The 25,891-nt window shown below is 65.2% G+C and carries 26 protein-coding genes; 17 read left to right on the forward strand and 9 right to left on the reverse strand.

Going from position 1 to position 25,891, the window contains the following annotated elements; all coding sequences use genetic code 11:
- From B5D62_RS15885 to B5D62_RS33390, 7 genes are all read right to left on the reverse strand, one after another.
- Complete coding sequence (locus B5D62_RS15885; RefSeq protein WP_085934893.1) at positions 1-804, reverse strand: ABC transporter ATP-binding protein; 804 nt, start codon at positions 802-804, stop codon at positions 1-3.
- A 10-nt stretch (positions 805-814) separates the two neighbouring features.
- Positions 815-1,714 carry a nitrate ABC transporter permease gene (gene ntrB / locus B5D62_RS15890; RefSeq protein ID WP_085934894.1) on the reverse strand — a complete coding sequence of 300 codons (900 nt, stop codon included), beginning with the start codon at positions 1,712-1,714 and terminating at the stop codon, positions 815-817.
- A complete protein-coding gene (locus B5D62_RS15895) occupies positions 1,714-3,015 on the reverse strand; it encodes a CmpA/NrtA family ABC transporter substrate-binding protein (protein WP_085934895.1) in 1,302 nt (433 codons plus the stop codon). The genes ntrB and B5D62_RS15895 overlap by 1 nt, the downstream gene beginning before the upstream one ends.
- Positions 3,012-4,166 carry a CmpA/NrtA family ABC transporter substrate-binding protein gene (locus tag B5D62_RS15900; RefSeq protein WP_085934896.1) on the reverse strand — a complete coding sequence of 385 codons (1,155 nt, stop codon included), beginning with the start codon at positions 4,164-4,166 and terminating at the stop codon, positions 3,012-3,014. Before B5D62_RS15900 ends, B5D62_RS15895 begins: the two co-directional genes overlap by 4 nt.
- Positions 4,167-4,429: 263 nt before the next feature.
- Complete coding sequence (locus tag B5D62_RS15905; RefSeq protein ID WP_085934897.1) at positions 4,430-5,017, reverse strand: ANTAR domain-containing response regulator; 588 nt, start codon at positions 5,015-5,017, stop codon at positions 4,430-4,432.
- 59 nt (positions 5,018-5,076) lie between these two features.
- Positions 5,077-7,113, reverse strand: coding sequence for a protein kinase domain-containing protein (locus B5D62_RS15910; protein ID WP_085934898.1), 2,037 nt, complete (start codon positions 7,111-7,113; stop codon positions 5,077-5,079).
- Between the two features lie 58 nt (positions 7,114-7,171).
- Complete coding sequence (locus B5D62_RS33390) at positions 7,172-7,339, reverse strand: hypothetical protein (RefSeq protein ID WP_170920965.1); 168 nt, start codon at positions 7,337-7,339, stop codon at positions 7,172-7,174.
- A gap of 255 nt (positions 7,340-7,594) precedes the next feature.
- Here B5D62_RS33390 and B5D62_RS15915 point away from each other — a divergent pair, with 255 nt between their 5' ends.
- From B5D62_RS15915 to B5D62_RS15935, 5 genes are all read left to right on the forward strand, one after another.
- Entirely contained in the window at positions 7,595-8,347 is a 753-nt protein-coding gene (locus B5D62_RS15915; RefSeq protein ID WP_085934899.1) for an SDR family NAD(P)-dependent oxidoreductase, read from the forward strand.
- Between the two features lie 9 nt (positions 8,348-8,356).
- Positions 8,357-9,160 (forward strand): putative hydro-lyase, encoded by an 804-nt coding sequence (locus tag B5D62_RS15920; protein ID WP_085934900.1) that lies wholly within the window; start codon positions 8,357-8,359, stop codon positions 9,158-9,160.
- Positions 9,160-9,846, forward strand: coding sequence for a DUF2848 domain-containing protein (locus tag B5D62_RS15925; RefSeq protein ID WP_085934901.1), 687 nt, complete (start codon positions 9,160-9,162; stop codon positions 9,844-9,846). Before B5D62_RS15920 ends, B5D62_RS15925 begins: the two co-directional genes overlap by 1 nt.
- A 144-nt stretch (positions 9,847-9,990) precedes the next feature.
- Positions 9,991-11,373: an MFS transporter gene (locus tag B5D62_RS15930; RefSeq protein WP_218191094.1), complete on the forward strand. Its 1,383-nt coding sequence runs from the start codon at positions 9,991-9,993 to the stop codon at positions 11,371-11,373.
- A 96-nt stretch (positions 11,374-11,469) separates the two neighbouring features.
- Complete coding sequence (locus tag B5D62_RS15935; protein WP_085934902.1) at positions 11,470-12,669, forward strand: CaiB/BaiF CoA transferase family protein; 1,200 nt, start codon at positions 11,470-11,472, stop codon at positions 12,667-12,669.
- A 193-nt stretch (positions 12,670-12,862) separates the two neighbouring features.
- Here B5D62_RS15935 and B5D62_RS15940 read toward each other — a convergent pair whose 3' ends face one another.
- The gene (locus B5D62_RS15940; RefSeq protein WP_085934903.1) at positions 12,863-13,417 is read right to left on the reverse strand and encodes a P-loop NTPase family protein; all 555 of its coding nucleotides are present in this window, start codon (positions 13,415-13,417) and stop codon (positions 12,863-12,865) included.
- Positions 13,418-13,590: 173 nt separating this feature from the next.
- On the opposite strand from B5D62_RS15940, the gene B5D62_RS15945 reads away from it, so the two are divergent.
- The 12 genes from B5D62_RS15945 to B5D62_RS16000 all read left to right on the forward strand — a co-directional run bounded on the left by B5D62_RS15945 (position 13,591) and on the right by B5D62_RS16000 (position 25,114).
- Entirely contained in the window at positions 13,591-14,826 is a 1,236-nt protein-coding gene (locus B5D62_RS15945; RefSeq protein ID WP_085934904.1) for a metal-dependent hydrolase family protein, read from the forward strand.
- A gap of 144 nt (positions 14,827-14,970) precedes the next feature.
- Positions 14,971-16,200: a metal-dependent hydrolase family protein gene (locus B5D62_RS15950; RefSeq protein ID WP_085934905.1), complete on the forward strand. Its 1,230-nt coding sequence runs from the start codon at positions 14,971-14,973 to the stop codon at positions 16,198-16,200.
- Positions 16,201-16,297: 97 nt separating this feature from the next.
- Positions 16,298-17,122: an ABC transporter permease gene (locus B5D62_RS15955; RefSeq protein ID WP_085934906.1), complete on the forward strand. Its 825-nt coding sequence runs from the start codon at positions 16,298-16,300 to the stop codon at positions 17,120-17,122.
- Position 17,123: 1 nt separating this feature from the next.
- Positions 17,124-18,176 carry an ABC transporter ATP-binding protein gene (locus tag B5D62_RS15960; protein WP_085934907.1) on the forward strand — a complete coding sequence of 351 codons (1,053 nt, stop codon included), beginning with the start codon at positions 17,124-17,126 and terminating at the stop codon, positions 18,174-18,176.
- A 35-nt stretch (positions 18,177-18,211) separates the two neighbouring features.
- The gene (locus B5D62_RS15965) at positions 18,212-19,255 is read left to right on the forward strand and encodes an extracellular solute-binding protein (protein WP_085934908.1); all 1,044 of its coding nucleotides are present in this window, start codon (positions 18,212-18,214) and stop codon (positions 19,253-19,255) included.
- On the forward strand, positions 19,252-20,136 hold the full coding sequence (locus tag B5D62_RS15970) for an ABC transporter permease (protein WP_085934909.1): 885 nt from the start codon (positions 19,252-19,254) through the stop codon (positions 20,134-20,136). Before B5D62_RS15965 ends, B5D62_RS15970 begins: the two co-directional genes overlap by 4 nt.
- On the forward strand, positions 20,133-21,011 hold the full coding sequence (locus B5D62_RS15975) for a hypothetical protein (RefSeq protein WP_085934910.1): 879 nt from the start codon (positions 20,133-20,135) through the stop codon (positions 21,009-21,011). The genes B5D62_RS15970 and B5D62_RS15975 overlap by 4 nt, the downstream gene beginning before the upstream one ends.
- A gap of 34 nt (positions 21,012-21,045) precedes the next feature.
- On the forward strand, positions 21,046-21,720 hold the full coding sequence (locus tag B5D62_RS15980; RefSeq protein WP_085934911.1) for an aspartate/glutamate racemase family protein: 675 nt from the start codon (positions 21,046-21,048) through the stop codon (positions 21,718-21,720).
- Positions 21,721-21,864: 144 nt separating this feature from the next.
- Positions 21,865-22,881, forward strand: a complete 1,017-nt coding sequence (gene dctP / locus B5D62_RS15985; RefSeq protein ID WP_085934912.1) for a TRAP transporter substrate-binding protein DctP — start codon at positions 21,865-21,867, stop codon at positions 22,879-22,881.
- A gap of 22 nt (positions 22,882-22,903) precedes the next feature.
- Positions 22,904-23,467 (forward strand): TRAP transporter small permease, encoded by a 564-nt coding sequence (locus B5D62_RS15990; protein ID WP_085934913.1) that lies wholly within the window; start codon positions 22,904-22,906, stop codon positions 23,465-23,467.
- 6 nt (positions 23,468-23,473) lie between these two features.
- The gene (locus B5D62_RS15995) at positions 23,474-24,754 is read left to right on the forward strand and encodes a TRAP transporter large permease (protein ID WP_085934914.1); all 1,281 of its coding nucleotides are present in this window, start codon (positions 23,474-23,476) and stop codon (positions 24,752-24,754) included.
- Between the two features lie 135 nt (positions 24,755-24,889).
- Positions 24,890-25,114 (forward strand): hypothetical protein, encoded by a 225-nt coding sequence (locus tag B5D62_RS16000; protein WP_085934915.1) that lies wholly within the window; start codon positions 24,890-24,892, stop codon positions 25,112-25,114.
- Positions 25,115-25,147: 33 nt separating this feature from the next.
- Here the strand turns inward: B5D62_RS16000 and B5D62_RS16005 are convergent, their stop codons facing one another.
- Positions 25,148-25,882: a GIN domain-containing protein gene (locus tag B5D62_RS16005; protein WP_170920966.1), complete on the reverse strand. Its 735-nt coding sequence runs from the start codon at positions 25,880-25,882 to the stop codon at positions 25,148-25,150.
- Positions 25,883-25,891: the final 9 nt, after the last annotated feature.

Below are 25,891 nucleotides of genomic sequence, written 5' to 3' on the forward strand. Positions count from 1 at the left end.
CTAGGCCGCGGCACGCGCCGGGACTCGATGGCGCGCGTAGAGGAACTCCAGCACGGCAGCCCGGCACCGGGCGTATTCGGGATCGGTCGCGAGTTCCAGCCGGCGCCGCGGCCGCGGCAGGTCGATCGTCAGCACCTCGCCGATCGTGGCAGACGGGCCATTGGTCATCATCACCACGCGGTCCGAGAGCAGCACGGCCTCGTCGACATCGTGCGTGATCATCATCACGGTGTTGCCGAGCTTGGCATGGATCTCCATGACACTGTCCTGCAGGTGGGCGCGGGTCAGCGCATCGAGGGCGCCGAACGGCTCGTCCATCAGCAGCACCTTGGGCTGCATGGCGAGCGCGCGCGCGATACCGACGCGCTGCTTCATGCCGCCGGAGATCTCGTGGGGACGCTTGTCCCGAGCCTGCGCCATCTGCACCAGCTCGAGATTGTGCATCACCCAGTCGTGCCGCTCGCTCTTGCTCTTGGTCGCACCGAAGACCTTGTCGACGGCGATGGCGACGTTGCCATAGACGGTCAGCCACGGCAGCAGCGAGTGGTTCTGGAACACGATCGCCCGGTCCGGACCCGGTTCGTCCACGACCTTGCTCTCGAGGAATACCTCGCCGCGGGTCGATTTCAGCAGACCGCCCAGGATGTTGAGCAGGGTGGACTTGCCGCAGCCCGAATGGCCGATCAGGGAAACGAACTCGCCCTGCGCGATGGTGAGATCGATGTCCCGCAGCACCTCCGTCGCGATCCGTCCGCGGCGGAAGCTCATGCCGATCTGCTCGAACTTGAGGTAGCCGTTTTTCATCGCTTCCTCCCTATTGCGCCGCGACGCCATGAGAAACCAGCTTCCCGACGAAAGCGATCAGACGATCGAGCAGGAAGCCCACGATGCCGATATAGACCAGCGCGACGATGATGTCGGAGATGCGCGAGCTGTTCCACGCATCCCAGATGAAGAAGCCGATGCCAACGCCGCCGATCAGCATCTCGGCCGCGACGATCGCCAGCCAGCTCAGCCCGACGCCGATGCGCAGACCCGTGAAGATGTAGGGGACGGAGGCCGGCAGGGTGATCTTCCAGAATACCTCCCACCACGACAGCCGGATGACGGCGGCAACGTTGCGGTAGTCCTGCGGGATGTTCCGCACGCCGACGGAGGTGTTGATGATGATGGGCCAGATCGAGGTGATGAAGATCACGAACAACGCCGAGGGCTGCGCGTCGCGGAAGCCCGCCAGCGACAGGGGCAGCCAGGCAAGCGGCGGAATGGTGCGCAAGACCTGGAAGATCGGATCGAGGCCGCGCATCGCCCACAGGCTCTGCCCCACCAGCACGCCAAGGGCGACGCCGGCGATGGCCGCCAGCGAGAAGCCGATCGCCACGCGACTCAGCGACTTGGCGAGATGCCAGAAGATGCCCTTGTCGACGCCACCGTTGTCGTAGAACGGATCGGAGATGAGATCCCACGAATCGGCGAGAACCTTCGTCGGCGCCGGCAATGAAGAGTTTGGCGCCGAGCACAGGACCTGCCACACGACGATCACCAGCGTCAGCACGATCAGCGGCGGGAGGATCACCGCTGCCACGCGCGCCGCCTCCTGGCGCAAGCGCTCGATCACGGGCCGGACCGGCGGATGGAAGGTCACGATTTCCGCACTCGTTTCCGGCACCGGCACCGCCGCGGCCACGGAAACGCTGTTGGCCTTGGCCGCCATCAGGACACCTTCTTGATCTGAAGCGAGGCGAGATAGGCCTTCGGATCCGCAGGGTCGAAGACCTTGCCGTCGAAGAACGTCTCCTTGCCGCGCGATGTGCTCTTGGGCACATCGCTGTCGGCAGCGGAAATATTCTTGGCCGCCTGCCGCCACAGATCCTCGCGATTGACCTTGGCGATGATCGCCTTGGTATCGAGGTCGGCCGGCAGCTTGCCCCAGCGCTGGTTCTCGGTCAGGAACCAGAGTTCATGGCTCTGGTACGGGTAGGAGACGCCGCCCTTCCAGAACTTCATGAGAAGGTCGGAACCGGTGACCTTGCGGCCGTCGCCGTAATCGATATCGCCCTTGATACGGTTGATGATGTCGGCGGGCGGGACGTTGAACCACTGGCGCTTGCCGATGATGGTCGCCATCTCGTCCTTGTTCTCCATCTTCTCGCACCACTGCTGGGCTTCCATCACGGCCATCAGCACGGCCATTGCGGCTTTCGGATTCTTCTCGACATAGTCGGCGCGCACGCCGAGCGATTTCTCGGGATGATCCTTCCAGACCTCGCCGGTCGTGCAGGCGGTGTAGCCGATGTCCTGGTGCACGAGCTGGTCGTTCCATGGTTCGCCGACGCAGAAGGCGTCCATGTTGCCGACCTTCATGTTGGCCACCATCTGCGCCGGCGGCACGACGATGGTGGAAACATCCTTGTCGGGATCGATGCCGCCGGCGGCCAGCCAGTAGCGGATCCACATGTCGTGGGTGCCGCCCGGGAAGGTCATGGCGCATTTCACTTCCTTGCCGGCGGCCTTCTTCTTGGCGAACGCCTCCTTGAGCGGCGTGGCATCGGCCTTGGCGCCGAGCGACTTGAACTCGTTGGAGACGGAGATGCCCTGGCACTGGTAGTTGAGCCGCGCCAGGATGAACATCGGCGTGGGCTTGTTCTCGGCCGTCACCGTGCCCATCGAGATCAGATAGGGCAAAGGCGTCAGGATGTGGGCGCCGTCGATGCCGCCGGCCCCCGAGCCCAGCACGAGATTGTCGCGCGTGGTGCCCCATGACGCCTGCTTGGCGACGTTGGCGTCGGTGATGCCATGCTTGGCGAAGAAGCCCTTCTCCTTGGCGATGATCAGGGGCGCGGCATCGGTCAGCGCAATGAAGCCCAGCGTCACCTTGTTCGTCTCGGGCCCGGTACTCTGCGCGAAGGCGCCCGACGGAAAGGCGGTGCGGACAGCCGCCATCAGGCCGGCCGTCGCGGTGGCCCCCTTCAACAGGCCGCGGCGGCGGATCCCGGCTTGGCTGGTCTTGGTCATGCCTCTTCTCCTGAACGCATAAGGGTTGGAAACGGAACCGGCTCGAGTTCGGCCGGAGAAAGCACGGGCTCGCCGTGGCCACCCGGCGGCAGGCGATCGCTCTCGGGACAGGCCACGCCCATCTCTTCGGCGGCGGCACGGTAGAGGTCGGTGCGATAGACGCGATTGGACGCGGCCTCGATGTCGAGGTCCGGGGCGGCCTGGCCCCATCGCACCATCTGGCCGAGGAACCAGTCGGCGTGGCTGCGCCAGGGGAAGTTGGCGAAGCTGCGATGGAAGACATGGAAGTCGGCGATATCGAGCGTGCGCGCCAGGATCTCCACCGGCGTGTTGAGATAGCGCGGGCTCGACAGCACGCGGGCGGCCTCGGCGCGATTTGCTGGCTCGTCCAGCCATTGGCTGGCTTCGATCAGGGCCTTGATCAGCGCCTTGAGCGTGTTGGGATGTCGCTCCGCCCACGCCTCGGTGACGCCCAGCACCTTCTCCGGCATGCCGCGCCAGATGTCTGGACCGGTGAGCACGATGCGTCCGATGCCGAGCGCCACCGCGCGCTGGTTCCAGGGCTCGCCGACGCAATAGCCGTCGATCACCTTGGCCGACAGATGCGCCACCGTATGCGGCGGCGGCACGACCGTGAGCCGGACGTCGTGATCGGGATCGAGGCCGCCCGATGCCAGCCAGTGGCGCAGCATGTAGTTCTGGACCGAATAGGGAAACACCGACGCCAGCACGATGCGGGGCGCGCCACGGGCAGCGCGCTGGCGGACCACGGCCGCGAGGGCGCGCGCCACCAGCGGCGGATGACCGGCCCCGGCGAGATCGGGCGCGGCCTCTTCCATCTCGCGCCACAAGGCCTGCGACAGCGTCAACGCGTTGCCGTTCAGCTCAAGCGTCATGGCGTTGATCATCGGCACCGTGACGCTGTCCATGCCGAGCGTCAGCGCCAAGGGCAGGGGCGACAGGATGTGCGAGGCATCGAGAACGCCGAGCGCCAGCTTGTCGCGCACATTGGCCCAGGACACTTCGCGGCGGATCTCGACCTCGAGCCCCTGTCGCTCGTAGGCGCCGAGCTCGTCCGCCAGGATGATCGGCGCGCAATCGATGATCGGAATGTATCCGACATTGAGTTTCGTCCGCTCGAGTTCGGCCATGTCGTACGCGACTCCAAAAACAAAAAGCGCCCCGCTCGGCCGGCAAGATTTGCCGGTCGCTCAGGACGCCGTTGTCCACGTGCGGACCGCCATTGGTCCGCGTCTAACTCAGGAGAGAACCCACCGTTGGGTCTCGCGGAAGGAGACGCACAAGTCGTGCCAATCCGGGTCGCACGGCGCGCCTTCCGCTAAGTGTCTGAAATCGCCTCTCCATGCCGACCGACCGCCTATCGCAGCAGTGGCTGCCCGAATTCGGGCTGCGGCTATTTCTTCAGCACCTTTGCATAAGTAACGAGCTCCTGCGCGACCTCGCCGATGCGCTTGTTCTGGTCCATGGCGAGCTTGCGCAACAGCTTGTAGGCCGCCTCCTCGCCCAAGCCCCGCTGCTCCATCAGCAGGCCTTTGGCGCGATCGATGGCCTTGCGTTCGAGCAATGTGAGCCGCGCGCGCTCCAGCTCCTCGCGCATGGCGTGATAACGGTTGAAGTGGCCCACGGCGACATCGAGGACCGACCGGACCCGGTCCTGGGCCAGCCCTTTCACCACATAGGCCGAAACGCCAGCCTCCATGGCCGCCGCAATCGTGGCCGGATCGGACTGGTCGACGAACAGCGCGATCGGGCGCGGCTGCTGCTCGGTGCTGCGGCGCATGTCCTCGATGGCATCGCGACTTGGACTGTCGGTGCTGACCACCACGACATCGGGGCTCAGGTCGCGCACCCGGGCCGTGAGATCCTGCGTGCCTTCCAGCCGGGCAAGAAGGCGATATCCGGCGGCCTGCAGTCCGGCTTCGACGACCTCGGCACGGGCAGGATTATCGTCGATCAGCAGAACGGACAGGGTCTTCGTCAAAGTCGGCGCGGCTGTTGGAACAAACGAAACCTATGGCCGCAACTTCCATGCCACCGCCGCTAAGGTGCTGATTCCACTTGCTTGCCAGCTTCCCAGCGACCCGGAACGCCCTTGCCGTCGGCACCGAACACCTCGCCGTAGCCCTGGCGCTTGCTGCCCTTGAACTCACCTTCGTAGCGTTCGCCGTTGGGCAGGGATTCGACGCCCAGGCCGTCCAACTGGTCACCGTGCCATTCGCCCGACTGCACGCCGCCGCCGTTGCCGGTCAGGCGGCGAACGGCGAGTCCATCCAGACGACCATCGACGAAATTGCCTTCCGCGCGTTCCGTTCCGGGCCTTTCGCGCACGCCCAGGCCGGTCGACTGGCCATCGCGCCATTGCCCTTCGTAGCGCGAGCCATCCGGCAGACGTACCGTGCCGAGGCCATTGAGGCGGTCGTCCTTCCATTCGCCCGACTGCCGCTCGCCGGTGTCGAGGGTCGCGACCCCGAGCCCATCCCGCTGCCCGGACATGGTCTGGCCGATATAGCTCGCGCCATTGGGATAGGAGAGCCGCTGGGCGTTCTCGAGCCCGGGCCGCGCCGCGCGCGCGGCGACGATGCGGGCCTCGCCCGCCGCGGCCCGTCCGGCATCGGCTGCCTCCTTTGCCTTGTCGGCGGCGTTGCGGCCTTGAGTGGCGGCGCGCTCTGCCTGGCCGACCAGCGCCTGCCGCGCCATCGAGGCCGAACCGTCGGTCGGCGCCGAAGCCGGCGGTGCAGCGCCCGCGGAAGGTTTGAGCGGCGTGGGACTCGGCAGCGTCGCCGCATTCGGCGGTGGCGATGCCGGCGCGGCAGGCTGCGCCGTAAGAGCGGTCGGCCCGGTGCCGCCTTGCGCCGAGTCCGAAGACCCCGAGGCAGGCGGTGCCGATATCAGCGGCGGCGGCAAGTTGTCAGTCGCGCTCGACGAAGAGGCCGTCGTCGTTCCCGAAGGCTTCGGCGTGATGATGCTGCGCACGTCGGGCGATAGGTACCAAAGCGCGGCCGCGCCGCCGGCAGCGACAACTGCCAGAACGGGCAGCCAGCGCCTGCCCGCCGCTGGCCGTGGACGTGGCTCGGAGAGCGGCGGCGTGAAGTCGCGCTGCTCGCGCTGGACGCCGCCCAGGCGGGGCGCCGCAGCCGGCTCCATCCGCTGCGTCGGGGCGTCCTGAGCCGACGGCAAAGAATTGCCGAACAGGGCACGCCATTCGCTGACCGATTGCGGCCGGTCGGGAGCGGCAAAGGCCAGTCCGCGGTCGACCGCCGCCAGGAACGCCGGATCGAGCCGCCCGGCCTCGCTCTCGGCCAGCGGCCGGTAAGGATCATGGCCGACACGCGACGCGGCCTCGGGCGGCGTCCGGCCGGTGATGGCGTGGTAGAGCACAGCGGCGGCGGAATAGATGTCGCTCCACGGCCCCTGCTTGCCGTCGAACGCATATTGCTCGATCGGCGCGTATTGGGGCGTGAGCACGCCGGTCAGCGTCCGGGTGCGGTCTCCCATGGCGCGACGAGCAGCGCCGAAATCGATCAGGATCGGCACGCCATCGCGGCGGATGATGATGTTGGACGGCTTGATGTCGCGATGGAGAAAGCCTTGGGCATGGACGGCAGCCAGCCCGCTCAACAGCCCAGCGGCCAGCCGCCGGACATCGTCCGGCGCCAGCCGACCACCCGGCTCGCGCAACAGCTCGGCGACATTCCGGCCGTCTTCAAATTCCATCACCGTGTAGGCAGTGCCGTTGGCCTCGAAATAGCGCAGCACGGGGACGATGTGCGGATGGCGGAAGCGGGCGAGCGCGCGCGCCTCGTCGAGGAAGCGCTCCCGGCCCCAGGCAAAGTCGTCGGCATAGCGGGCCCCGCGCGGCACGACATCCTTGTCTGCCTTGCGCACGGCGCATTCGACCGGCAGGTACTCCTTGATCGCCACCATCTTGGCGAGCTGGCTGTCGAAGGCCCGATAGGTGATGCCGAAACTGCCATGGCCGATCACCGCGTCGAGGCGGAAGTCGCCGAGCTGGGTGCCGAGCGGCAGGGCCTGGACGTTGTCGTGAGTCATCGGGGGCGTGTTAATCAGCCCCTTCATGCGCGTTCGCGGGCGCGCGCACAAGCTCCGTTACGTCGCGCGCCGGACGGCGCAACGACTAACGGACGGTGCTTGCCGGGATGCCGGAACGCAGCGAGGCGTTCTGGAACTGTGGAACGAGCTGCATCAGCATGATCAGCAAGCAAAGACCAATCGCCGTCATCATGGTCGCGGGCCGCGTATGCAAATGCGGCGTCGGCTTCCGCTTCTCGCGTTCGTCCGCCATTACGGACACTCCCCGAATAAATGTCGTCAAAAAAAGACCCAATCCCGAAAATGAAGAGGGCGGGCCGTGCGTATCTATAGGCGAGACCCTTCGATGGTTCAAGAAAACCGCAGCCGAACAAGGGCTTAAGAATTGTCATCAATGTTTCAGCCAAAAGCGCGTTGAATCCCGGCCGGCGGCGCCATCGCGCACTATGTTATGGTCGGTGCGTCGCGGGATGGTCCAAAGCGCGCCAGACGGAGTATTGTGCCCATCATGAACGCCCTCCCGCATGACAATGTCCGTACCCTGGTGCTGACCGGCGCCAGCCGCGGCATCGGCCACGCCACGGTGAAGAAGTTCAGCGCCAGCGGTTGGCGCATCATCACCATTTCGCGGCAACCTTTCAGCGCCCTTTGCCCCTGGCCCAGCGGCGGCGAGAACCATGTCCAGCTCGATCTCGCCGATCCCGTCGAGCTTGGCCGCGGCATCGAGGAAATCCGCAAGCGGCTCACCGGCGGCCGGCTCGACGCCCTGGTGAACAACGCCGCCATTTCGCCCAAGGGCAAGAACGGCGAGCGCCTGGGCGCGATGGATACGCCGTTCGACCTGTGGCGCCAGGTGTTCAACGTCAATTTCTTCGCTCCCGTGGCGCTGGCGCGTGGACTGGTCGAGGAACTTTCGGCCGCCCAGGGCGCCGTCGTGAACGTCACCTCGATCGCCGGCAGCCGCGTGCATCCCTTTGCCGGATCGGCCTACGCCACCTCCAAGGCGGCGCTGGCGGCCCTGACCCGCGAGATGGCGCACGATTTCGGGCCGCGCGGCATCCGCGTCAACGCCATCGCTCCAGGCGAGATCGATACAGCGATCCTGTCGCCCGGCACCGAGAAGATCGTCGAGAACCAGATTCCCATGCGGCGCCTGGGGACGCCGGACGAAGTCGCCGACGTCGTCCATTTCCTCTGCGAGAGCGGCGCGAGCTATGTTTCCGGGGCCGAGATCCAGATCAACGGCGGCCAGCACGTGTAGGAGAGTTCCATGGATACCAACATCACCGGGTTGAAAGGCGAGACCGGCCGTGACGCCCGCCGTCGCATCCGCGCCGGCGGTCATCGTCTGCCCACGTCCGGCATGGCGCCGGGTTACGTCCAGGGCAACCTAGCGATCCTGCCCAAGGCCCTGGCCGCCGACTTCACGCGCTTCTGCCTGCTCAACCCCAAGCCGTGTCCGCTGCTCGGCCAGTCCGAACCAGGCGACTGGCGCCTGCCGATGCTGGGCGAGGATCTCGACATCCGCACCGACATCCCGATGTATCGAGTCTGGAAGAATGGCGAACTGGTCGAGGAAGTGACCGATCTGAAGAAGGTGTGGCGCGACGATCTCGTCTCCTTCCTGCTCGGCTGCTCCTTCTCCTTCGAGGAGGCGCTGATCGAGAACGGCCTCGAGCTCCGGCACCAGACCTGCAACAGCAACGTGCCGATGTTTCGGACCAACATCGAATGTACGCCGGCCGGGCCGTTCCATGGCCCCATGGTCGTCTCCATGCGACCGTTCAAACCCGCCGATGCGATCCGCGCCGTGCAGGTCACGACGCGCTTTCCGTCGGTCCATGGCGCGCCGGTCCATATCGGCAAGCCCGAGATGATCGGCATCAAGGATATCGCCAAGCCCGACTATGGCGATGCGGTGCCGGTGCACCACGACGAGCTGCCGGTGTTCTGGGCCTGCGGAGTCACGCCGCAATCGGTGGTCGCGACGGTGAAGCCGGAATTCTGCATCACTCATGCGCCGGGCTATATGCTGGTAACCGATTTGCTGAACTCCCGTCTCGCCGTTCTCTGATGGCGACACTCTCGTTCGAGGGTCATGCCAAGGGCAGTATCGAAAAGGTCGCCGTCGAGATCGAGAAGCTGGTGATCGCCGGTTGGACCGGCCGTGACGTCGAAGCGCTCAACCATCACATCGAGGAGCTGAAGGCGATCGGCGTTCAGCCGCCCTCGAAAGTGCCGCTCTATTATCGCGTTGCCGCCGACCTGGTGACGCAGGCGGAGGCCATTCAGGTCCTCGGCGACGACAGCTCGGGTGAGGTCGAGCCGGTCCTGGTCGGAGCGGCCGACCGCCTCTGGGTCACGGTCGGATCCGACCATACCGATCGCAAGGTCGAAAGCTACGGCGTCGCCGTGGCCAAGCAGGTCTGCCCGAAGGTCGTCGCCCGCACGGCCTGGCGCTTCGAGGAAGTCGAGCCGCATTGGGACAAGCTCCTGCTGCGCAGCTTCATCGTCGAAGCAGGCGGCCGCACGCTCTATCAGGAAGGCGGCGTCGCCAAGATCCGCTCGCCGCGTGACCTGATCCTCGGATGGCAGGGCGAAAAGAGACTTCCAGCGGGCGTGGCGATGTTCTGCGGAACGCTGCCGTCGATCGGCGCCATCCGTGCCTCCTCGCGCTTCGAAATGGAACTCGAGGATCCGGTGCTGGGCCGCTCGCTCCGCCATGCCTATGACGTCGAGGCACTGCCCGTCGTTTCCTGAGCAGTGACCGGCCCGCAAGCCATTCCCCGGGCGGCGCCGAAACGATAAGCTTTCCAAAGTATGTTGGTGTACCGGCCGGCTTTCGATCCCGCCGGCCGTTCCTGCTCGATCTCGATAATGAAGATGAAGAGAGGAAACCGCATCATGACCAGCGCATCGACAACGATCGCGGCCAGGCTCGATCGCCTGCCCAAGTCCCGCTATATCCGTCGCCTCATCGTCCTGATCTCGCTCGGCGCCTGCTTCGAACTCTACGATCTGTTCTTCACCGCCTACATCGCCCTCGGCCTGTTCAAGAGCGGAATCTTCACGCCGACCACCAAGGCCCTGTTCGGCATGGAAGGCTTTGCGAGCTTCATCGCCGCGCTGTTCGGCGGCCTGTTCGTCGGCACCATCCTCTTCAGCCGGCTTTCCGATCATTTCGGCCGCCGGTCGATCTTCACCTTCTCCCTGCTCTGGTACTCCACCTGCACGCTCATCATGGCGTTCCAGGACACGGCGATGAGCATCGACATCTGGCGCTTCATCGCCTCGATCGGCATCGGCGTCGAGTTGGTCAACATCGACGCCTACGTATCGGAACTGGTGCCGCAGGAAGGGCGAGGCCGCGCCTTCGCCTTCAGCCAGTCGATCTCCTTCATCGCCGTACCGGTCGTGGCTTTGATCGCCACCTTCTTGGTGCCCACCTCGATCTTCGGGATCGATGGCTGGCGCTGGGTGGTGGCGATCGGCTCGATTGGCGCTGTCTTCATCTGGATCATCCGGCTCGGCTTGCCGGAATCGCCGCGATGGCTGGCCCAACGCGGCCGAACCGCCGAGGCCGAAGCCATCATGGCGGACATGGAGCGGCGGGTGCGCGAGGAGACCTGCCGCGAGCTGCCGCCGCCACGCGTGCTGCCGAACGAGGTCGAGGAAAAGCAGGGTGCCTGGATCGAGATGTGGCAGGGCCCGTATCTCGGCCGCACCGTGATGATGATCGCCTACAACCTGCTGCAGACGATCGGCTACTACGGCTTCGCGACCTGGGTGCCGACGCTCCTCATTTCGGAGGGCATCACCGTCACCAAGTCGCTGCAGTACACCTTCATCATCGCGCTGGCGAACCCGATCGGGCCGCTGCTCGGCATGCTGGTGGCCGACAAGGTCGAGCGCAAATGGCAGGTCGCCTGTTCGGCGCTTGCCATCGCCGCCTTCGGCCTGATCTTCTCGCAGCAGACCGGCGCCGCCGGCATCATCGTCATGGGCATCCTGGTGACCCTGGCCAACAACTGGCTGTCCTTCTCCTTCCACGCTTATCAGGCCGAACTCTATCCGACGCGGATCCGCGCCCAGGCAGTGGGGTTCGTCTATTCCTGGAGCCGGTTCTCGACCATCTTCACCGGCTTCATCATCGCCGCGGTCCTGGCGCGCTACGGCGTGACCGGCGTCTTCGTCTTCATCGCTGTGGCCATGGTCCTGGTGTTCGGCATCGTTGGCACCTGGGGCCCTCGCACCAACGGCCGCCGGCTGGAGGCGATCGCTCGCTAGGCCCGATCTGCTCCCGCGCATGGCGCCTTTGCACGCCCGGCCTTGATCGCACGGCACCGGTAAACGTACGTTCAGGGCCGGGAGGAGTTCGCATCCATGGTCAAAGGCGCGTTCGACGGGGTCACGGTTCTGGATTTCACGCAGGGCGTCGCGGGGCCGCACGCCTCGATGCTGCTGGCCCTGCACGGAGCCGACGTCATCAAGATCGAGCCGCCGGAGGGCGACTGGGGCCGGGCGCTGGGCGAGCTGAAGGGTGATCATTGTGCCCATTCGATCGCCTTCAACCGCGGCAAGCGCAGCATCGCCCTCGATCTGAAGTCGCCGGACGGCATCGCCGTGGTGAAAAAGCTCGCGGCCAAGGCCGACGTGGTAATGGAAAGCTTCCGCCCCGGTGTTATCGGGCGGCTGGGCTTCGGCTACGAGGACCTGAAGAAGATCAACCCGAAGGTCGTCTACTGCTCGATCTCGGGCTTCGGCCAGACCGGTCCCTACAGCAAGCGGCCCACGGTCGACGGGCTGATCCAGGCCTTCTCGGGCATGATGGTGATGAACAAGATGCCCGACGGCACGCCGTGGCGTCAGGGCATGATCGCGGTCGATGTCACCACCGGCCTCTACACCTTCCAGGCGCTCGCTCCGGCCATCATGCGGCAGTTCCGCTTCGGCGAAGGCTGCTACATCGATTCGAGCCTGATGCGCGCCGCGGCCGCCTACCAGGGCGCCAAGCTGATGGAGTGGGTCTTCTCCAAGGGCAATCCGCCGGTGCTCTACATGCCGGCCGGCAGCTACAAGACCGCCAACGGCTACATCATGTTGTCGGCCATGCGACCGCACCACTTCAGGCTGCTGTTCGAGCTGATCGGCCGCGAGGATATCGCCAACGACCCCGACCTGCAGAGCCATGACAACCGCATCAGGAACGCCGCCAAGATCATCAAGGCGCTGAACGAGACCATGCCGCAGAAGACCACCGAGGAGTGGATCGAGATCCTGCAGCCGAAGGATGTGTTCTGCGAGCGCGTGAACAACTACACCGACTATCTCCAGCACCCTCACGTCAAGGCGACCGGTGCGGTCGACTGGATCGAGCAGGACGGCATGGGCGCCTTGCCGGTCGCGAACATCCCTGGCTTGCCGCGCGCTTCCGAGCATCCGCCACAGCAGTACGCTCCGCATATCGGCGAGAACGGGCCGGAGATCCTGCGCGAGCTGAGCTACAGCGCCGCCGACATCGACGCCATGCTGTCGCGCGGCGGGGTGCGCGCACCGGCACCGGCGGTGAAAGCGGCGGATTGAGTGCCGACGGCGGTGACCGCAAGATATAGGGGCGGCTACCGCAAGTAACGCTTAAATAAATGGAGGATTAATGGCCCTCCCCCAGATCTGGTGGCGCGATCATCGATGGGTTTTCCGGCGAGCACGGTTGTGGCGCCCTATAATTGCATAATTCGCAATTAATGCCAATGCCGCAAATACGCGGCGATCGGCGCTAATACGGCAAGGAAGCCTGACCAACGCCCAGCGGGCCGGCCGAGACAAAGCGTTCGACCTCAGCGGCACTGCGCAGGCGCACGACCCGCTTCTCTTGGCCCAAGGCGGCGCACTCGGCGCCGAACCGCTCGCGGTATTTGTGGTGTGTCCTGAGCGCCCAGAGCAGGATCGACTGCCGGCTGAAGAAGGCATTGGCCAGGGATTCGCGATTGCCGGTGCCCCACAGCTCCTCTTTCGTCAGCGCCCGCTTCAGCGTCCGCCGGACCAGGCGGGACATCACCAGCGGCAGCGGCAGATCCAGCCAGACCAGCGTGTCGGCCGGATGCCAGGTGAGATCGCGCACCTGGCCGTAATTGCCCACCACGATCCAGTCGCCCTGCCGAACCTCGTTCTCGACGCGATAGCGGAACAAGTCGACCGGCGCCGGTTGCCAGTCGCGTCCCCAGTACAGGGCATCGAGCTCGACCACGCGCAGGCCGGTGCGCTCGGCGAGACGCTGCGCCAGCCGGCTCTTTCCTGATCCAGTCGTGCCGAAGACCACAACGCGCCGCATCAGCCGCCTCCACCGCGCCCTGTGCGCGTGAGGCGACCTCTATGCTGCGCGGTGACGGCGAGAACCCGGCCCCGCCACCCGATGCGTGCCATGCTGCCCCCTTGCCAATGGGCGAACTGTAGCGTCAATACGCGCGCCGTCGTAGGGTGTCGGCTTCTGTTGGGGGAGCGTTGATGTCGCAGATTCTGTTCAAGAACGCCAACGTGCTGGATCCGCGCTGGACGGAAGCGCGCGGCGGCTACGAGGTGCTGGTCGAGGGCGAGCGCATCAAGGAAGTCTCCGCCAAGCCGATCAAGGCTGCCAATGCCCGAGTCGTGGACTGCGGCAAGCGCACGCTGATGCCGGGCCTGATCGACTGCCACGTGCATGTGTTTCTGAGCGAAGTGAACATCCGCAATCTCGAGAACGTGCCCCTCACCCTGATGACGGCGCGCGCCGCCGACCTGATGAAGGGCATGATCGACCGCGGCTTCACCACCGTCCGCGATACCGGCGGCGCCGATTGGGGCATCAAGACCGCGGTCGACACCGGCCTGATTGCCGGTCCGCGCCTGTTCATCTCCGGCCGCGCCATCGGCCCCACCGGCGGCCACAGCGATTCGCGTCGCCGCACAGATCAGGGCGCTCCCTGCGGCTGCTGCAACGCCATGGTCTATGCGATGGCGGTGGCCGATGGCCCCGACGAAGTGCGCAAGACAGTGCGCGAGCAGATGCGCCAGGGCGCCGACCAGGTGAAGATCATGTGCTCGGGCGGCGTCGCGTCTCCCTACGATCCGCTCGACTCGCTGCAATTCTCCGAAGCCGAGATCGCCGCCGCGACCGACGAGGCGAAGAATTTCGGCCGCTACGTCCTCGCCCATGCCTATACGCCCGAGGCGATCACGCGCGCGGTCAGCAATGGCGTGCGCACTATCGAGCACGGCAACCTGATCGACGACAAGTCGGCGCGCCTGTTGAAGTCGAAGAAGGGCTACATGATCGCCAACCTCGTCACCTACTTCGTGATGAAGGAACGCGCGGCGCAGTTCGGCATGACGGCCGACATGCTGGCCAAGAACGATATCGTGCTGGAAGGTGCCTTGCGGTCGCTCGAGATCTGCAAGAAGGCCGGCGTCAAGGTCGGCTACGGCAGCGACCTCCTGGGCCAGCTCCAGGTCGAGCAGAGCCGCGAGTTCCTGTTCCGCGCCGAGGTGCTGAAGCCGCTGGAGATCATCCGGCAGGCGACCGTGGTGGGAGCGGAGATCCTGCGCCAGGAGGGTCAGCTCGGCATCATCGAGCCCGGTGCCTATGCCGATCTGATCGTGGTCGATGGCGATCCACTCAAGAAGCTCGAGCTCTTCCTCGACCAGGGCAAGCACCTGCCGGCCATCATGAAGGCCGGCAAGTTCCACAAGAATGCGTTGATGTAAGCGTGCCGCGGCGGCGAGTCCTTCGCTGCGCTCGGAATTCACATTGGGTTTTGGCGTGCACTGTGTGTGGCGCCGATCGCCGATGTGTTCCGGAGACGATGCCGATGCCGCGTGCGCTCGGATGACACCGTTCGGAGTCCTGCAATGTCTTTCCTGTTCAAGAACCTGAACCTCCTCGATCCGCGCTGGAAGGAAGCGCGCGGCGGCTATGAAGTGCTGGTCGAGGGCGACACGATCAAGGAAGTGTCGCCCAAGGCCATCAAGTCGAAGACGGCGACCGTGATCGACTGCGGCAAGCGCACGCTGATGCCCGGCCTGATCGACTGCCACGTGCACACGCATCACAGCGAGGTCTACATCAACCGCATGGAGGCGGTGCCGCTGACGCTGATGATGGCCCGCTCGGCCGGGCGCCTGAAGCGCATGCTCGATCGCGGCTTCACCACGGTGCGCGACGCCGGCGGCGCCGACTGGGGCACCAAGACCGCGGTCGAAGCAGGTCTGATCCCGGGCCCGCGCCTCTTCATCTCCTGCCGCTCGATCGGCCCCACCGGCGGCCACAACGACCGCAACCGGCGCACCGACATCGGCCCGCCCTGCCTGTGCTGCAACGGCATGGTCTTCATCCGCTGCATCGCCGACGGACCGGACGAAGTGCGCAAGGCGGCGCGCGAGCAGATGCGCCAGGGCGCAGATCAGGTGAAGCTGATGGTCTCGGGCGGTGTGGCCTCGCCGTACGATCCACTCGAATCGCTGCAGTTCACGGTCGAGGAGATCACCGCGGCGGTGGAGGAAGCGCAGGCCTTCGGACGCTACGTGCTGACCCATGCCTATACGCCGGAGGCCATCAGCCGCGCCGTGAATTGCGGCGTGCGCACCATCGAGCACGGCAATCTCGTCGATGCCCCGACCGCCAGGCTGATGGCGAAGAAGGGCGTCTACATGATCCCCAATCTCGTGACCTACGACGCCATGAAGCGGCGGGCCAAGGAATTCGGCATGCCGAACGAGATGCTGGAGAAGAACGATGAAGTCCTGAAATACGGCTATGCCGAACTCGAGCATTGCCGCAAAGCGGGCGTGAAAATGGCCTACGGCTCCGACCTGTTGGGTGCGCTGGAGAACGAGCAGACCGGCGAGTTCCGGATCCGCGGCGAGGTCATGCCGGCAATCGACGTCATCCGTTCGGCTACCCTGATCGGCGCCGAGGTCGTGCGCCAGGAGGGCAAGCTCGGCACCATCCAGCCCGGAGCCTATGCCGACTTGCTCGTGGTCGACGGCGATCCCCTCAAGGATCTCGGCCTGTTCCAGGATGGCGGCGTCAACCTGCCGGTCATCATGAAGGCCGGCAAGTTCCACAAGAACGCGCTGTGACAACCGACGGCCTCTTCGCCAGCGGCGCGTCACGCCAGTGCCGCGATCTCGACCGCGATCGGCAAAGACGCGCGACCGGAGTCGCGCGCCCCAAGCCATGAACGCCGTCGCGCTTATCCGCCGCCGCGCAGGCCGCTGGGCCTTGAACGGTGCCGCGACGCTGTCGCTGGCCTACATCTTGCTGCCGCTCGTCTTCGTGGTGTGGCTTGCCTTCTTCCGCCAGGAAATCCCGTCCTTCCCGCCCGAGGGCTATAGCCTGCGCTGGTTCGCGGCCATCCTCGACCAGAGGAAGTTCGTCGACGGGTTTTCGCTCTCATTCCAGGTCGGCGTGCTGGCGACCGTGATTGGCCTCGCACTGGGCGTGCCGGCCGCGCTCTGCCTGGCGCGGTACGACATCTCCTGGCGGGCGCCGCTCTCCAGCCTGCTGCTGATGCCGCTGATCGTGCCGGGCGTCGTGCTGGGCACGTCGATGTACGTGTTCCACGTCGAGCTCGAGAACGCGCTCGATGTCGACGTGATCGGCACCTTCTATGCCCTGGTGGCAGGGCATGTCGTGATTGTCATTCCCTGGATCGTGAGGCTGGTCACGGCGAGCCTGGCCGGCGTCGACCGCACCACCGAAGAGGCGGCACAGAATCTCGGCGCCAATCGCTGGATCACCTTCTGGCGCATCACCCTGCCGGCGATCCGGCCGGGCATGGTGGCCGGCGCCCTGTTCGGCTTCGTCACCTCGTTCGGCAATCTGGAGATGAGCCTGTTCCTGGTCGGCCCGGGCCGCACCACCTTGCCGATCGTGATCCTCCAGTATCTGGAGTGGAAGATCGATCCGACCATCGCGGCGGTCTCGGTGGTGCAGATCGTCCTGATCGCCATCGCCATGCTGATCACCGATCGTTACGTCAAGCTGGCCCGGGTGGTCTGACATGGCACAGCTCGACATCGAGAACCTGTCCAAGCGCTACGGCGACTTCCAGGCCGTGCGCGAGGTTTCGCTGCAGGTCGCGGACGGCGAATTCCTCGTGCTCCTGGGACCTTCCGGCTGCGGCAAGACCACGACCTTGCGCATGGTGGCTGGCTTCATCGAACCCACCGCCGGCCATGTGAAGCTGGGCGGACGCGATGTGACGCTGCTGCCCCCGTGGCGGCGCAACGCCGGCATGGTGTTCCAGAGCTACGCCCTATTCCCCCATCTCACCGTGGCGCAGAACGTCGCCTTCGGCCTCGAGATGCGCAAGGTGGCGCGCGCCGAGATCGCCAAGCGCGTCGATGATGCGCTGGCGCTGGTGCGCCTGGCCGGCCATGGCGGCCGCCTGCCCCGCCAGCTTTCCGGCGGTCAGCAACAGCGCGTGGCGCTGGCCCGCGCATTGGCCATCCATCCCGACGTGTTGCTGCTCGACGAGCCGCTCAGCAACCTCGACGCCAAGCTGCGCCAGGAAGTGCGCGTGGAGATCCGCGAGCTGCAGCAGAAGCTCGGCCTGACCGCGGTGATGGTGACGCACGACCAGGAAGAGGCCCTCACCATGGCCGACAGGCTGGTGGTGATGAGCGAAGGCGCGGTGCGCCAGGTCGGCACCCAGCGCGACCTCTACGAGCGGCCGGCCAACCGCTTCGTGGCCGACTTCGTCGGCCGCAGTACCTTCTTCGAGGGCATGGTCGAGGCACCCGGCCGGTTCCGGACCGATGGCGGTCTGACCTTGGCGTGTGTCGGCGGCACGCCGGGTCGGGGAGCGCTGGCGCTGCGACCGGAACGCGTCGGCATCGCGTCGACCGCCGGGAGCGGGTTGGACAACAACCTGCGCGGTACCGTGGAATTCGTCTCCTATCTCGGCGCCTTGATCGACATCCACGTCCGCCTGTCGCCCAGCGACCGGCTGATCGTCCATGTCGCCAATCGCGATGGCGCCTTCGTGCCCGAGGTTGGCCAGCCGGTTCATGTCGGCTGGCCAGCGGCGGCGGCGCAGGTATTCAACGAGTAGCAAGACCGAATAAACGAAAGACACAGGAGGCCTTCATGTCCGGTCCGTTCCCGCTTCGCCGCCGCACCCTGCTGGGTGGCGCCGCCGCCCTTGCTCTTGGCGCGCCCCAGTTCGCACGCGCCCAGGACAACAAGCGCATCGTCGTCGGCACCTGGGGTGGCGATTATTCGCGCCTGCTGGCCAAGAACATCGAGAAGCCCTTCCTCGAGCCCAAGGGGTGGGACGTGGTCAAGGACGAGGCCAACGACCCGCCGCGGCGGGCCAAGATGCTGGCCGAGAAGACGCTGCGGCGCGGCACATCGGACGTGCAGGGCCTGTCGGCCGCGAACATGTACGAGGCCAACGAACAGGGCCTGCTCGAGCAGCTCGACTACTCGAAGATCCCGCTGGCCAAGAATCTGATGCCGATGATGAAGTACCCCTACGGCATCGGGCAGATCTATTCGGGCAAGGTGATCCTCTACAATCCGAAGCTGCTCTCGACGCCGCCGACCAGCTTCGCCGAGACGTTCGATCCCAAGATGGGCTCCAAGCTTGGCATCATCGACATCCAGTACCAGTACACGCTGGTTGCCGCCGGCATGGCCGGCGGTGGATCGCCGAGCAACATCGAGCCTGGCAAGGCGCTGCTGCTGGCCTGCAAGAAGGCCGGCGCCCGCATCTATCCCAGCAACGAGGCCTTCGCCCAGGCGATGAAGACCGAGGAGATCGCCATCGGCATCATGTGGAAGGCGCGCGCGGTGCAGTGGCAGAATGCCGGCATCCCGATCGAGACGGCGGCCGCGAAGGAAGGCGTGCCGATGTACATCTCGGGCTTCGCCATGCCGAAGAATGCGCCCGACAAGCCCGGCGCCTATGCCTATCTGAACGCCATGCTCGAGCCGGCGGCGCAGGAGGCCTTCGCGGTCGACATGGGCTACAACCCGACCGTCACCAACGCCAACGTGCCGGCCGACGTGCAGAAGCGCATCGGCTTCACGCCCGAGGAGCAGAAGCGGCTGGTCGATCTGGATTACGGCTATCTGGCCAAGAACGACGTCGCGTTCCAGGAATGGTGGAACAAGTCGTTCAAGGGATGAGCCTCGCGATCGACAGGCAGCGCAGCCGACTCCTGACGGCATCGGCGCTGATCGGGCCGGCGACGATCTTCGTCGCCGTGAGCCTGTTCGCGCCGCTGGCGATCCTGTTCCGCTTCAGCCTCAACGGCTTCGACAAGGCGACCAAGACGATGGTCGAGGCGCTGACGGCCGCCAACTACATCCACTTCTTCACCGATCCCTATTACACGGCGGCCCTGGCGACGACGGTGAAGATCGCGCTGCTGTCGACGGTCGCCTGTCTCGTGCTGGGCTTTCCGCTCGCCTATGTCGTGGCGCGCACGCAAAGCCGCTTCAAGCACCTGCTGATCATCGCCATCGTCCTGCCGCTGTTCGTCGGCAATGCCGTGCGCGCGGCGGGCTGGATGGTGGTGTTCGGCAACAAGGGCTTCGTCAATGCCGGCCTGACCGGGCTCGGACTGATCGACAAGCCGCTCGAGATCATGTTCACCGAGAAGGCCGTCATCATCGGCATCATCGCCGTCAACCTGCCCTTCATGGTCCTGTCGCTGCAGAGCGTGATCGAGGGCATCGACCGCGCCGTCGAGGAAGCGGCCTTCAGCCTGGGCGCCCCGCCCCTCACCATGTTTCGGCGCGTGCTGTGGCCGCTCGCCTTGCCCGGCATCCTTTCGGGCACCATCCTGACCTTCATCCTGGCGATGAACGCCTACGCCACGCCCTATCTGCTGGGCGGGCCGCTGTTCAAGATGATGGCGCCGCTGGTCTACAACCAGTTCACCCAGCAAACCAACTGGCCGTTCGGCGGCGCCATCGCCTTCATTCTGATGGCGGTGACGCTCGGCCTCACGGTGGTGGCGAACCTCCTGATCCAGCGCCGCTCCGCGCGACGGACGACCGCATGAGCTACGATCTCTACTTGAAGCCAAGATCAGGGACGATCACCGAAGGCCAGATGCTGGACTATTTTCGTGCGCAGCCCAACTACACCATCGAGAGCGGGCAGGCGTTTTACGAGAACCAGTCCACCGGTGTGTATTTCTGGTTCGACAAGCACGAGGCCGAGCCTGACTCCCCGGATAGCAGCTATGCCGTTGCTTTTGGGGTGAACTTCTTCCGGCCCAGCTTCTTCATCTACGAGGCGGAGCTGGAAGTCGCGGCCTTCGTCCGCGAGTTCGACTGCGTGGTCCTCGACCCCCAAAGCCATGGCATGGGTGAAGGTGAGTATCGTCGTAACGAGCTGATCAGCGGCTGGAACCATGGCAACGAGATCGCTTATCGATCGGTCCTTACCCGCCAGTCCCAATCCGGCAAAAGACCGTCGGCGTTGCCGGCCGAGCAGCTGACGAGAATCTGGAACTGGAACTACTGTCGGCCGATTCTGCAGCATGAGCAGACGCGCGATCTTTTCGTTCCCGCCATCATCTTCATCCTGATCGATGGGCGACTCGCGACGATGGCGGTGTGGCCTGACTGCATCCCCGCGATCCTGCCGAAAGTGGACTATCTGTTGATCGAACGGGAGAAGTTTGCCCCTCGGCGGCTTTTCAGTAAGGCCATCGATATGGTCTACCTGCCGTGGAACGAAGCGCTCCCCGACCTTGGACGGCACAGTTCCCCCCACGAGGGAGAGGCCGTGTCACTGAATTACGATGATCAACCGGCCGACGTCGTCGCCTTCGTCTCATCCCTCGTGCCGCGCAGCCATACGGTGTCCGGTGTCGCGATGGCCGAGGTTCTCGACCGCGAGCTGGTCGAGAAGGTGCTTTACACTTCTTGACCTCGGGAGCCCGGAACAAGGCAGGATTGTCGACATGCATATCGGACTGATCGGCGGTATCGGACCGGCGGCAACGGATTTCTACTATCGCGGCCTGATCGACCGGCATCGCGCCGCCGGCCGTCCGCTCACCCTCACGATCGTCCATGCCGATGTCGAGGAAATGGGCCGCAACCTGACCGCCAACCAGCCCGCCCGGCAGGCCGCGATCTTCGCCGGCCTCATCGATCGTTTGAAGGCGGCCGGCGCCGATATCGCGGCAGTCACCTCGATGGGCGGACATTTCTGCATTAGGGAATTGGAGCCGATTTCGCCTCTGCCGCTCGTCAACGCCATTCCCGCCGTCGGTGCCGCGATCGCCGCCCGCAAGCTCAGGAAGATCGGCGTGCTCGGCACGCGCATGGTGATGGGCAGCAAGCTCTATGGCGGCGTACCGTTTGCCGATCTGATCGCGCCCGAGGGCGAGATGTTCGACCGCGTGGCGGACGCCTATTCCGCGATGGCGAATATCGGCCGCGTCACCGAGCAACAGCGGCTGATCTTCCTGGAGGCCGGCCGGATGCTGTGCCGCGATCGGGGCGCCGAGGCGATCATGCTGGGCGGCACCGATCTGTTCCTGGCGTTCGCCGACCGCACGCCTGACTTTGCCGTGATCGACTGCGCCGACATTCATGTCGAGGCGATCTTCCGGACCGCCCTATCGACCTGATCCGCGCGTGAAATAGCGCCAAGCGGCTCGCTGCGACATTTGGCCTTTAACGCCAGACGCTACCGCTTCTAAACTGCTCCTTGCGGACCGGCGACGCACGTCGCCCAAGAACCATAAGGCAAGGTCCAATTGGAGGAACGTCTGATGTCTCTGCGCCTTTCGCGCCGCGCCGTATTCGGCGCTGCCGCCGCCACGCTCGTTTCGCCGGCCATCCTGCGCGCCGCCGAGCCGCTCAAGATCCGCTGCTCGCTCGACACGGCCCCCAGCCATCCGCGCAATCAGACGATCGTCGACTATTTCGAGAAACTGGCCAAGGCCTCCAATGGCGGCATCGTCGGCGAGGTGTTCCATTCCGGCCAGTTGTTCGCCGACCTCAACGTCTCCAAGGCCCTGTTGCAGGGTCAGGTCGAGATGGCCGCGCCCGGCGCCTGGACGCTGACCGGCCTCGTGCCCGACTGCGACATGGTGCAGTTGCCTTATTTCTACGGCCAATCGTCGGAGACCACGCACAAGGCGACCGATGGCAAGCCAGGCCAGTACGTGAACCAGCAGCTCATGGGCAAGCTGCATACCCAGGTACTGGGGCCGTGGATCGATCTCGGCTATCAGAACTGGTACAGCACCAAGACGGCGCTCAATCACCTGTCTGATCTCAAGGGCCTCAAGATCCGCAGCCCCGGTGGCGCGGGCATCTCCTGGCGCATCAAGTTCGTGGGCGGCATCGCCAACACCACCGCCTGGCCGAACGTGCCGCTGGCGCTGAGCCAAGGCACTTTCGACGCCCTGGTCAGCACCGACGAAAGCTGCAATTCGGCCAAGCTGTGGGAAGCGGGCGTGAAGTACTCCTATGCCGACCATCAGTTCATGGGCCAGTACATCCCGATGATCGGCAACGCCACCTGGGCCAAGCTCGGCGCCGACAATCAGAAGATGATGACCGACCTCTGGGCCCAGAATATCGGCGGCTACCGCAGCAACGCGGCGGCTTCCCAGGCCAACGGCCGCAAGGTCATGGAGTCCAATGGCGTGAAATTCACCGACCCCTCCGCCGACGAACTCGCGGCAGCCCGCAAGGCCATGCTCGGCGACGTCGACGCCCTGATCAAGGATGCCAAGCTCTCGCCCGAGATCGTGAAGCTGGTCAAGGAAGCGATCGGCTAGGGTTGGCACGGCTAGGTCCAGAGTGAACCGCACGGACAATTTCTGGGATCGCATCGAGCGGACCCTGGTGGGGCTGCTCGGCGCCATTGCCATGATCGTGGGCATCGTCCAGGTCGCGGGGCGATACTTCTTTCCGGCCTATGCCATCAGCTGGGCCGAAGAGGTGATCGTCTATCTCGTGGTCTGGGGCGTGATGATCATCTCGAGCCAGCTGGTGCGGACCGATGGCCATGTGCGGCCCGACCTGGTGCTGCGCCTCGTCGGCCCGACGGGTCAGCGCTGGCTGGAGAGCTTCAACTGTATCGTGGCGCTGGTCTTCTGCATCGGCATGGTGTGGTACGGCTTCAACATCACCGAGTCGTCTTGGATGCTGGACGAGCACAGCTCGACCGACTTCGCCTTCCCGATGTGGATCTACTACGCGTCGCTGCCGGTGGGCGGTCTACTGATGACGGTCCGTTACGCCATTCGCCTCTACCGGTATCTCTTCCGCTTCGATCCCGCGACCATGACGGTTGGCCATACGGCGGAGCATGACCTGATGGCACCGGCCGGCGGCGACGCCAAGTCGGCAACGACGGACTGATCGCCGATGTGGGTCACCCTCTTCTTCGTGATGTTCTTCGGCCTGCTCGCCTCGGGCATGCCGATCTTCCTCGTGCTCGGCGCCTGCGCCGCGGTCCTCTACATTTTCTCCGACCAGCCGCTGATCGGGGCCGCGCAGGTCGTGATCGATTCGCTCAACTCCTCGACCCTGATGTCGCTGCCGCTGTTCGTGATGGCAGCGGCCTTCATGCGGCAGGGTGGCGTCGCCAAGGCGCTGGTCGATCTCTGCACCGCCTGGATCGGCGGCGTGCGCGGCTCGCTGGGACTGGTGACCGTGGTCTCCTGCACCCTGTTCGCCGCGATCTGCGGCTCCTCGGTGGCGACCGCGCTTGCCATGGGCACGATCCTGCTGCCGGCCATGCTGGAAAAAGGCTATCCGCGCTCCTTCGCGCTCGGTGTCATCGGCGCCTCGGGCACGATCGGCATCGTCATCCCGCCCAGCCTGGCCCTGATCCTGTACGGCATCGTCGCCGAGCAATCGGTCCCCCGTTTGTTCCTGGCGGGCATCCTGCCGGGCCTGCTGCAGGCCGCCGCCTTCTTCGGCTGGGTCTGGTACACCGCGCGCCGCAACAACTTCCCCGTCGAGCCGGCTCTGCCGATGGCGGAGCGGCTCAAGGTCACCTGGCGGGCGATCCCGGCCCTGCTGGTGCCGATCATCGTCCTGGTCGGCATCTATGGCGGCATCGTCACCGTCACCGAGGCAGCCGCCATCGCTGCCGCCGCCTCGATGGCCATCAGCCTCGGCTTCTATCGCGGGTTCCACTGGACGCAGTCGCTGTCGGTGATCGCCGACGCCATCAAAAGCGCGGGCACGATCATGCTGATCGTCGCCACCGCCATCGCCTTCGGCCACTGGATGACCGATTCCGGCGTGCCGGCGCAGCTCGTGAAATGGGTGCTCGACCACCATTTCTCGACCTGGGAGTTCCTGCTCGCCATCAACGTCCTGCTGCTGATCCTCGGCTGCTTCCTCGAAGTGGTGGCGACCTTGCTGCTGGTGCTGCCGATCCTGGCGCCGGCGCTGGTCCCGCTTGGCGTCGACCCGGTACATTTCTCCATCATCTTCACGCACAACATGGAGATCGCCCTGGTGCATCCGCCGGTCGGGCTCAACCTCTATGTGCTGGCCACCATCTCGACCGCGCCGATCGGCGAGGTCATTCGCGGCATCCTGCCGTTCCTGGTCCTGCTGCTGATCGTCCTGATGATCATCACCTACTGGCCGCCATTGACCATGTGGCTACCGCAGCTCGTCTACGGACATTAGGTCGACACCGCGTATACGGATCAAGTTTAGCGGTGGCGAGACACGCACCGCCGATGACTGCCTGACGCGTCGATGCGTGTGAGCATGCATGCCAAAAAGGCGATGACCGCTAGGTCCAGGCAGAACGAGGATGCAATGGAACGCGAAGTAGCAGAGAAGATCATGGTGGCAATGAAGCAAGTGGAGCTTGCTCTGGGCGAGCTGCACATTGCGGTGGATGTCGTCGAAAGCGAGTCCGAACGCAAACAGATGATCCGCCTTCTTGGCGATATCATTCACAACCTGCATGTGCAGGTCACTCTTCCGGTTGCTCGACGATATCCCGATCTGCATCCCGACGGTTACAGTCGAACATACTGAATCGGCAGCACTCCAACGTCGAAGCTGTCTCTCCTACTTGCCCACCGGCCCGGCAGGCACCTGGCTCAATCGGCCGGAGCCGGAGATGTGGGTGGTCAGATGGACAGGCCGGCTCAGGAGCTTGAGATTGCCCGAACCCGAGATCGACACGTCGGCCTCGTCCTGAGGTGCTGCCTCCACGCTGCCGCTGCCGGCGATCTTCACGGTCAGCGCCTTCACCGCGAGGTCGGCGAGCCGGGCGTCGCCGGAGCCCGCGACAGCAACCGACAGCCGGTCGACGCTGCCCTGGGCGCGCACGCTGCCGTTGCCACTGATCCGCAGCGCCATCTCCGGCTGGGAGAGGTTTTCCATCGTCAGCCGTCCAGAGCCGGAAAGGCCGATGCGATGGAAGGCCTTGCCCGGGAGAACGACCTCGAGTTCGCGGGACGCGCCGCGACCGTGGCAATCGAGAACGAGATGATCACCATGCACGGCGACATGGGCAACGATGTCCGGTGCGCCGCGCACGACGATCTCGTTGCCCTCGCCTGCGCGCAGCCGGACGCTGGCTGGCACGGCGATATCGATCGCGTCCTCGCCATTCCAGGCGAGCCGTCGTTCCGATGCGCCGTCGCGCCTAGCCTTGCCATCGTCGCAAGCCCAGTCGCGGCGATGCAGATGATCCCACAACCCGTCGACGTCGCGTCCGCCCAGCGTATAGGCGATGGCGAGCGAGACGATGCCGACACCGAGCCCGATGGCCGCAACGGCGCGAAGCCCCCTGATCATGGTCATCCT

Origin of the sequence: Enhydrobacter aerosaccus (assembly GCF_900167455.1) — a bacterium.
GTDB classification, from domain to species: domain Bacteria; phylum Pseudomonadota; class Alphaproteobacteria; order Reyranellales; family Reyranellaceae; genus Reyranella; species Reyranella aerosaccus.

What these genes read in the sequence shown, in the direction of transcription:
- B5D62_RS15885 (WP_085934893.1), bottom strand. Translation starts at nt 804, where the DNA reads ATGAAAAACGGCTACCTCAAGTTCGAGCAGATCGGCATGAGCTTCCGC.
- ntrB (WP_085934894.1), bottom strand. Translation starts at nt 1,714, where the DNA reads ATGGCGGCCAAGGCCAACAGCGTTTCCGTGGCCGCGGCGGTGCCGGTG.
- B5D62_RS15895 (WP_085934895.1), bottom strand. Translation starts at nt 3,015, where the DNA reads ATGACCAAGACCAGCCAAGCCGGGATCCGCCGCCGCGGCCTGTTGAAG.
- B5D62_RS15900 (WP_085934896.1), bottom strand. Translation starts at nt 4,166, where the DNA reads ATGGCCGAACTCGAGCGGACGAAACTCAATGTCGGATACATTCCGATC.
- B5D62_RS15910 (WP_085934898.1), bottom strand. Translation starts at nt 7,113, where the DNA reads ATGAAGGGGCTGATTAACACGCCCCCGATGACTCACGACAACGTCCAG.
- B5D62_RS33390 (WP_170920965.1), bottom strand. Translation starts at nt 7,339, where the DNA reads ATGGCGGACGAACGCGAGAAGCGGAAGCCGACGCCGCATTTGCATACG.
- B5D62_RS15915 (WP_085934899.1), top strand. Translation starts at nt 7,595, where the DNA reads ATGAACGCCCTCCCGCATGACAATGTCCGTACCCTGGTGCTGACCGGC.
- B5D62_RS15920 (WP_085934900.1), top strand. Translation starts at nt 8,357, where the DNA reads ATGGATACCAACATCACCGGGTTGAAAGGCGAGACCGGCCGTGACGCC.
- B5D62_RS15925 (WP_085934901.1), top strand. Translation starts at nt 9,160, where the DNA reads ATGGCGACACTCTCGTTCGAGGGTCATGCCAAGGGCAGTATCGAAAAG.
- B5D62_RS15930 (WP_218191094.1), top strand. Translation starts at nt 9,991, where the DNA reads ATGACCAGCGCATCGACAACGATCGCGGCCAGGCTCGATCGCCTGCCC.
- B5D62_RS15935 (WP_085934902.1), top strand. Translation starts at nt 11,470, where the DNA reads ATGGTCAAAGGCGCGTTCGACGGGGTCACGGTTCTGGATTTCACGCAG.
- B5D62_RS15940 (WP_085934903.1), bottom strand. Translation starts at nt 13,417, where the DNA reads ATGCGGCGCGTTGTGGTCTTCGGCACGACTGGATCAGGAAAGAGCCGG.
- B5D62_RS15945 (WP_085934904.1), top strand. Translation starts at nt 13,591, where the DNA reads ATGTCGCAGATTCTGTTCAAGAACGCCAACGTGCTGGATCCGCGCTGG.
- B5D62_RS15950 (WP_085934905.1), top strand. Translation starts at nt 14,971, where the DNA reads ATGTCTTTCCTGTTCAAGAACCTGAACCTCCTCGATCCGCGCTGGAAG.
- B5D62_RS15955 (WP_085934906.1), top strand. Translation starts at nt 16,298, where the DNA reads ATGAACGCCGTCGCGCTTATCCGCCGCCGCGCAGGCCGCTGGGCCTTG.
- B5D62_RS15960 (WP_085934907.1), top strand. Translation starts at nt 17,124, where the DNA reads ATGGCACAGCTCGACATCGAGAACCTGTCCAAGCGCTACGGCGACTTC.
- B5D62_RS15965 (WP_085934908.1), top strand. Translation starts at nt 18,212, where the DNA reads ATGTCCGGTCCGTTCCCGCTTCGCCGCCGCACCCTGCTGGGTGGCGCC.
- B5D62_RS15970 (WP_085934909.1), top strand. Translation starts at nt 19,252, where the DNA reads ATGAGCCTCGCGATCGACAGGCAGCGCAGCCGACTCCTGACGGCATCG.
- B5D62_RS15975 (WP_085934910.1), top strand. Translation starts at nt 20,133, where the DNA reads ATGAGCTACGATCTCTACTTGAAGCCAAGATCAGGGACGATCACCGAA.
- B5D62_RS15980 (WP_085934911.1), top strand. Translation starts at nt 21,046, where the DNA reads ATGCATATCGGACTGATCGGCGGTATCGGACCGGCGGCAACGGATTTC.
- dctP (WP_085934912.1), top strand. Translation starts at nt 21,865, where the DNA reads ATGTCTCTGCGCCTTTCGCGCCGCGCCGTATTCGGCGCTGCCGCCGCC.
- B5D62_RS15995 (WP_085934914.1), top strand. Translation starts at nt 23,474, where the DNA reads ATGTGGGTCACCCTCTTCTTCGTGATGTTCTTCGGCCTGCTCGCCTCG.
- B5D62_RS16000 (WP_085934915.1), top strand. Translation starts at nt 24,890, where the DNA reads ATGGAACGCGAAGTAGCAGAGAAGATCATGGTGGCAATGAAGCAAGTG.
- B5D62_RS16005 (WP_170920966.1), bottom strand. Translation starts at nt 25,882, where the DNA reads ATGATCAGGGGGCTTCGCGCCGTTGCGGCCATCGGGCTCGGTGTCGGC.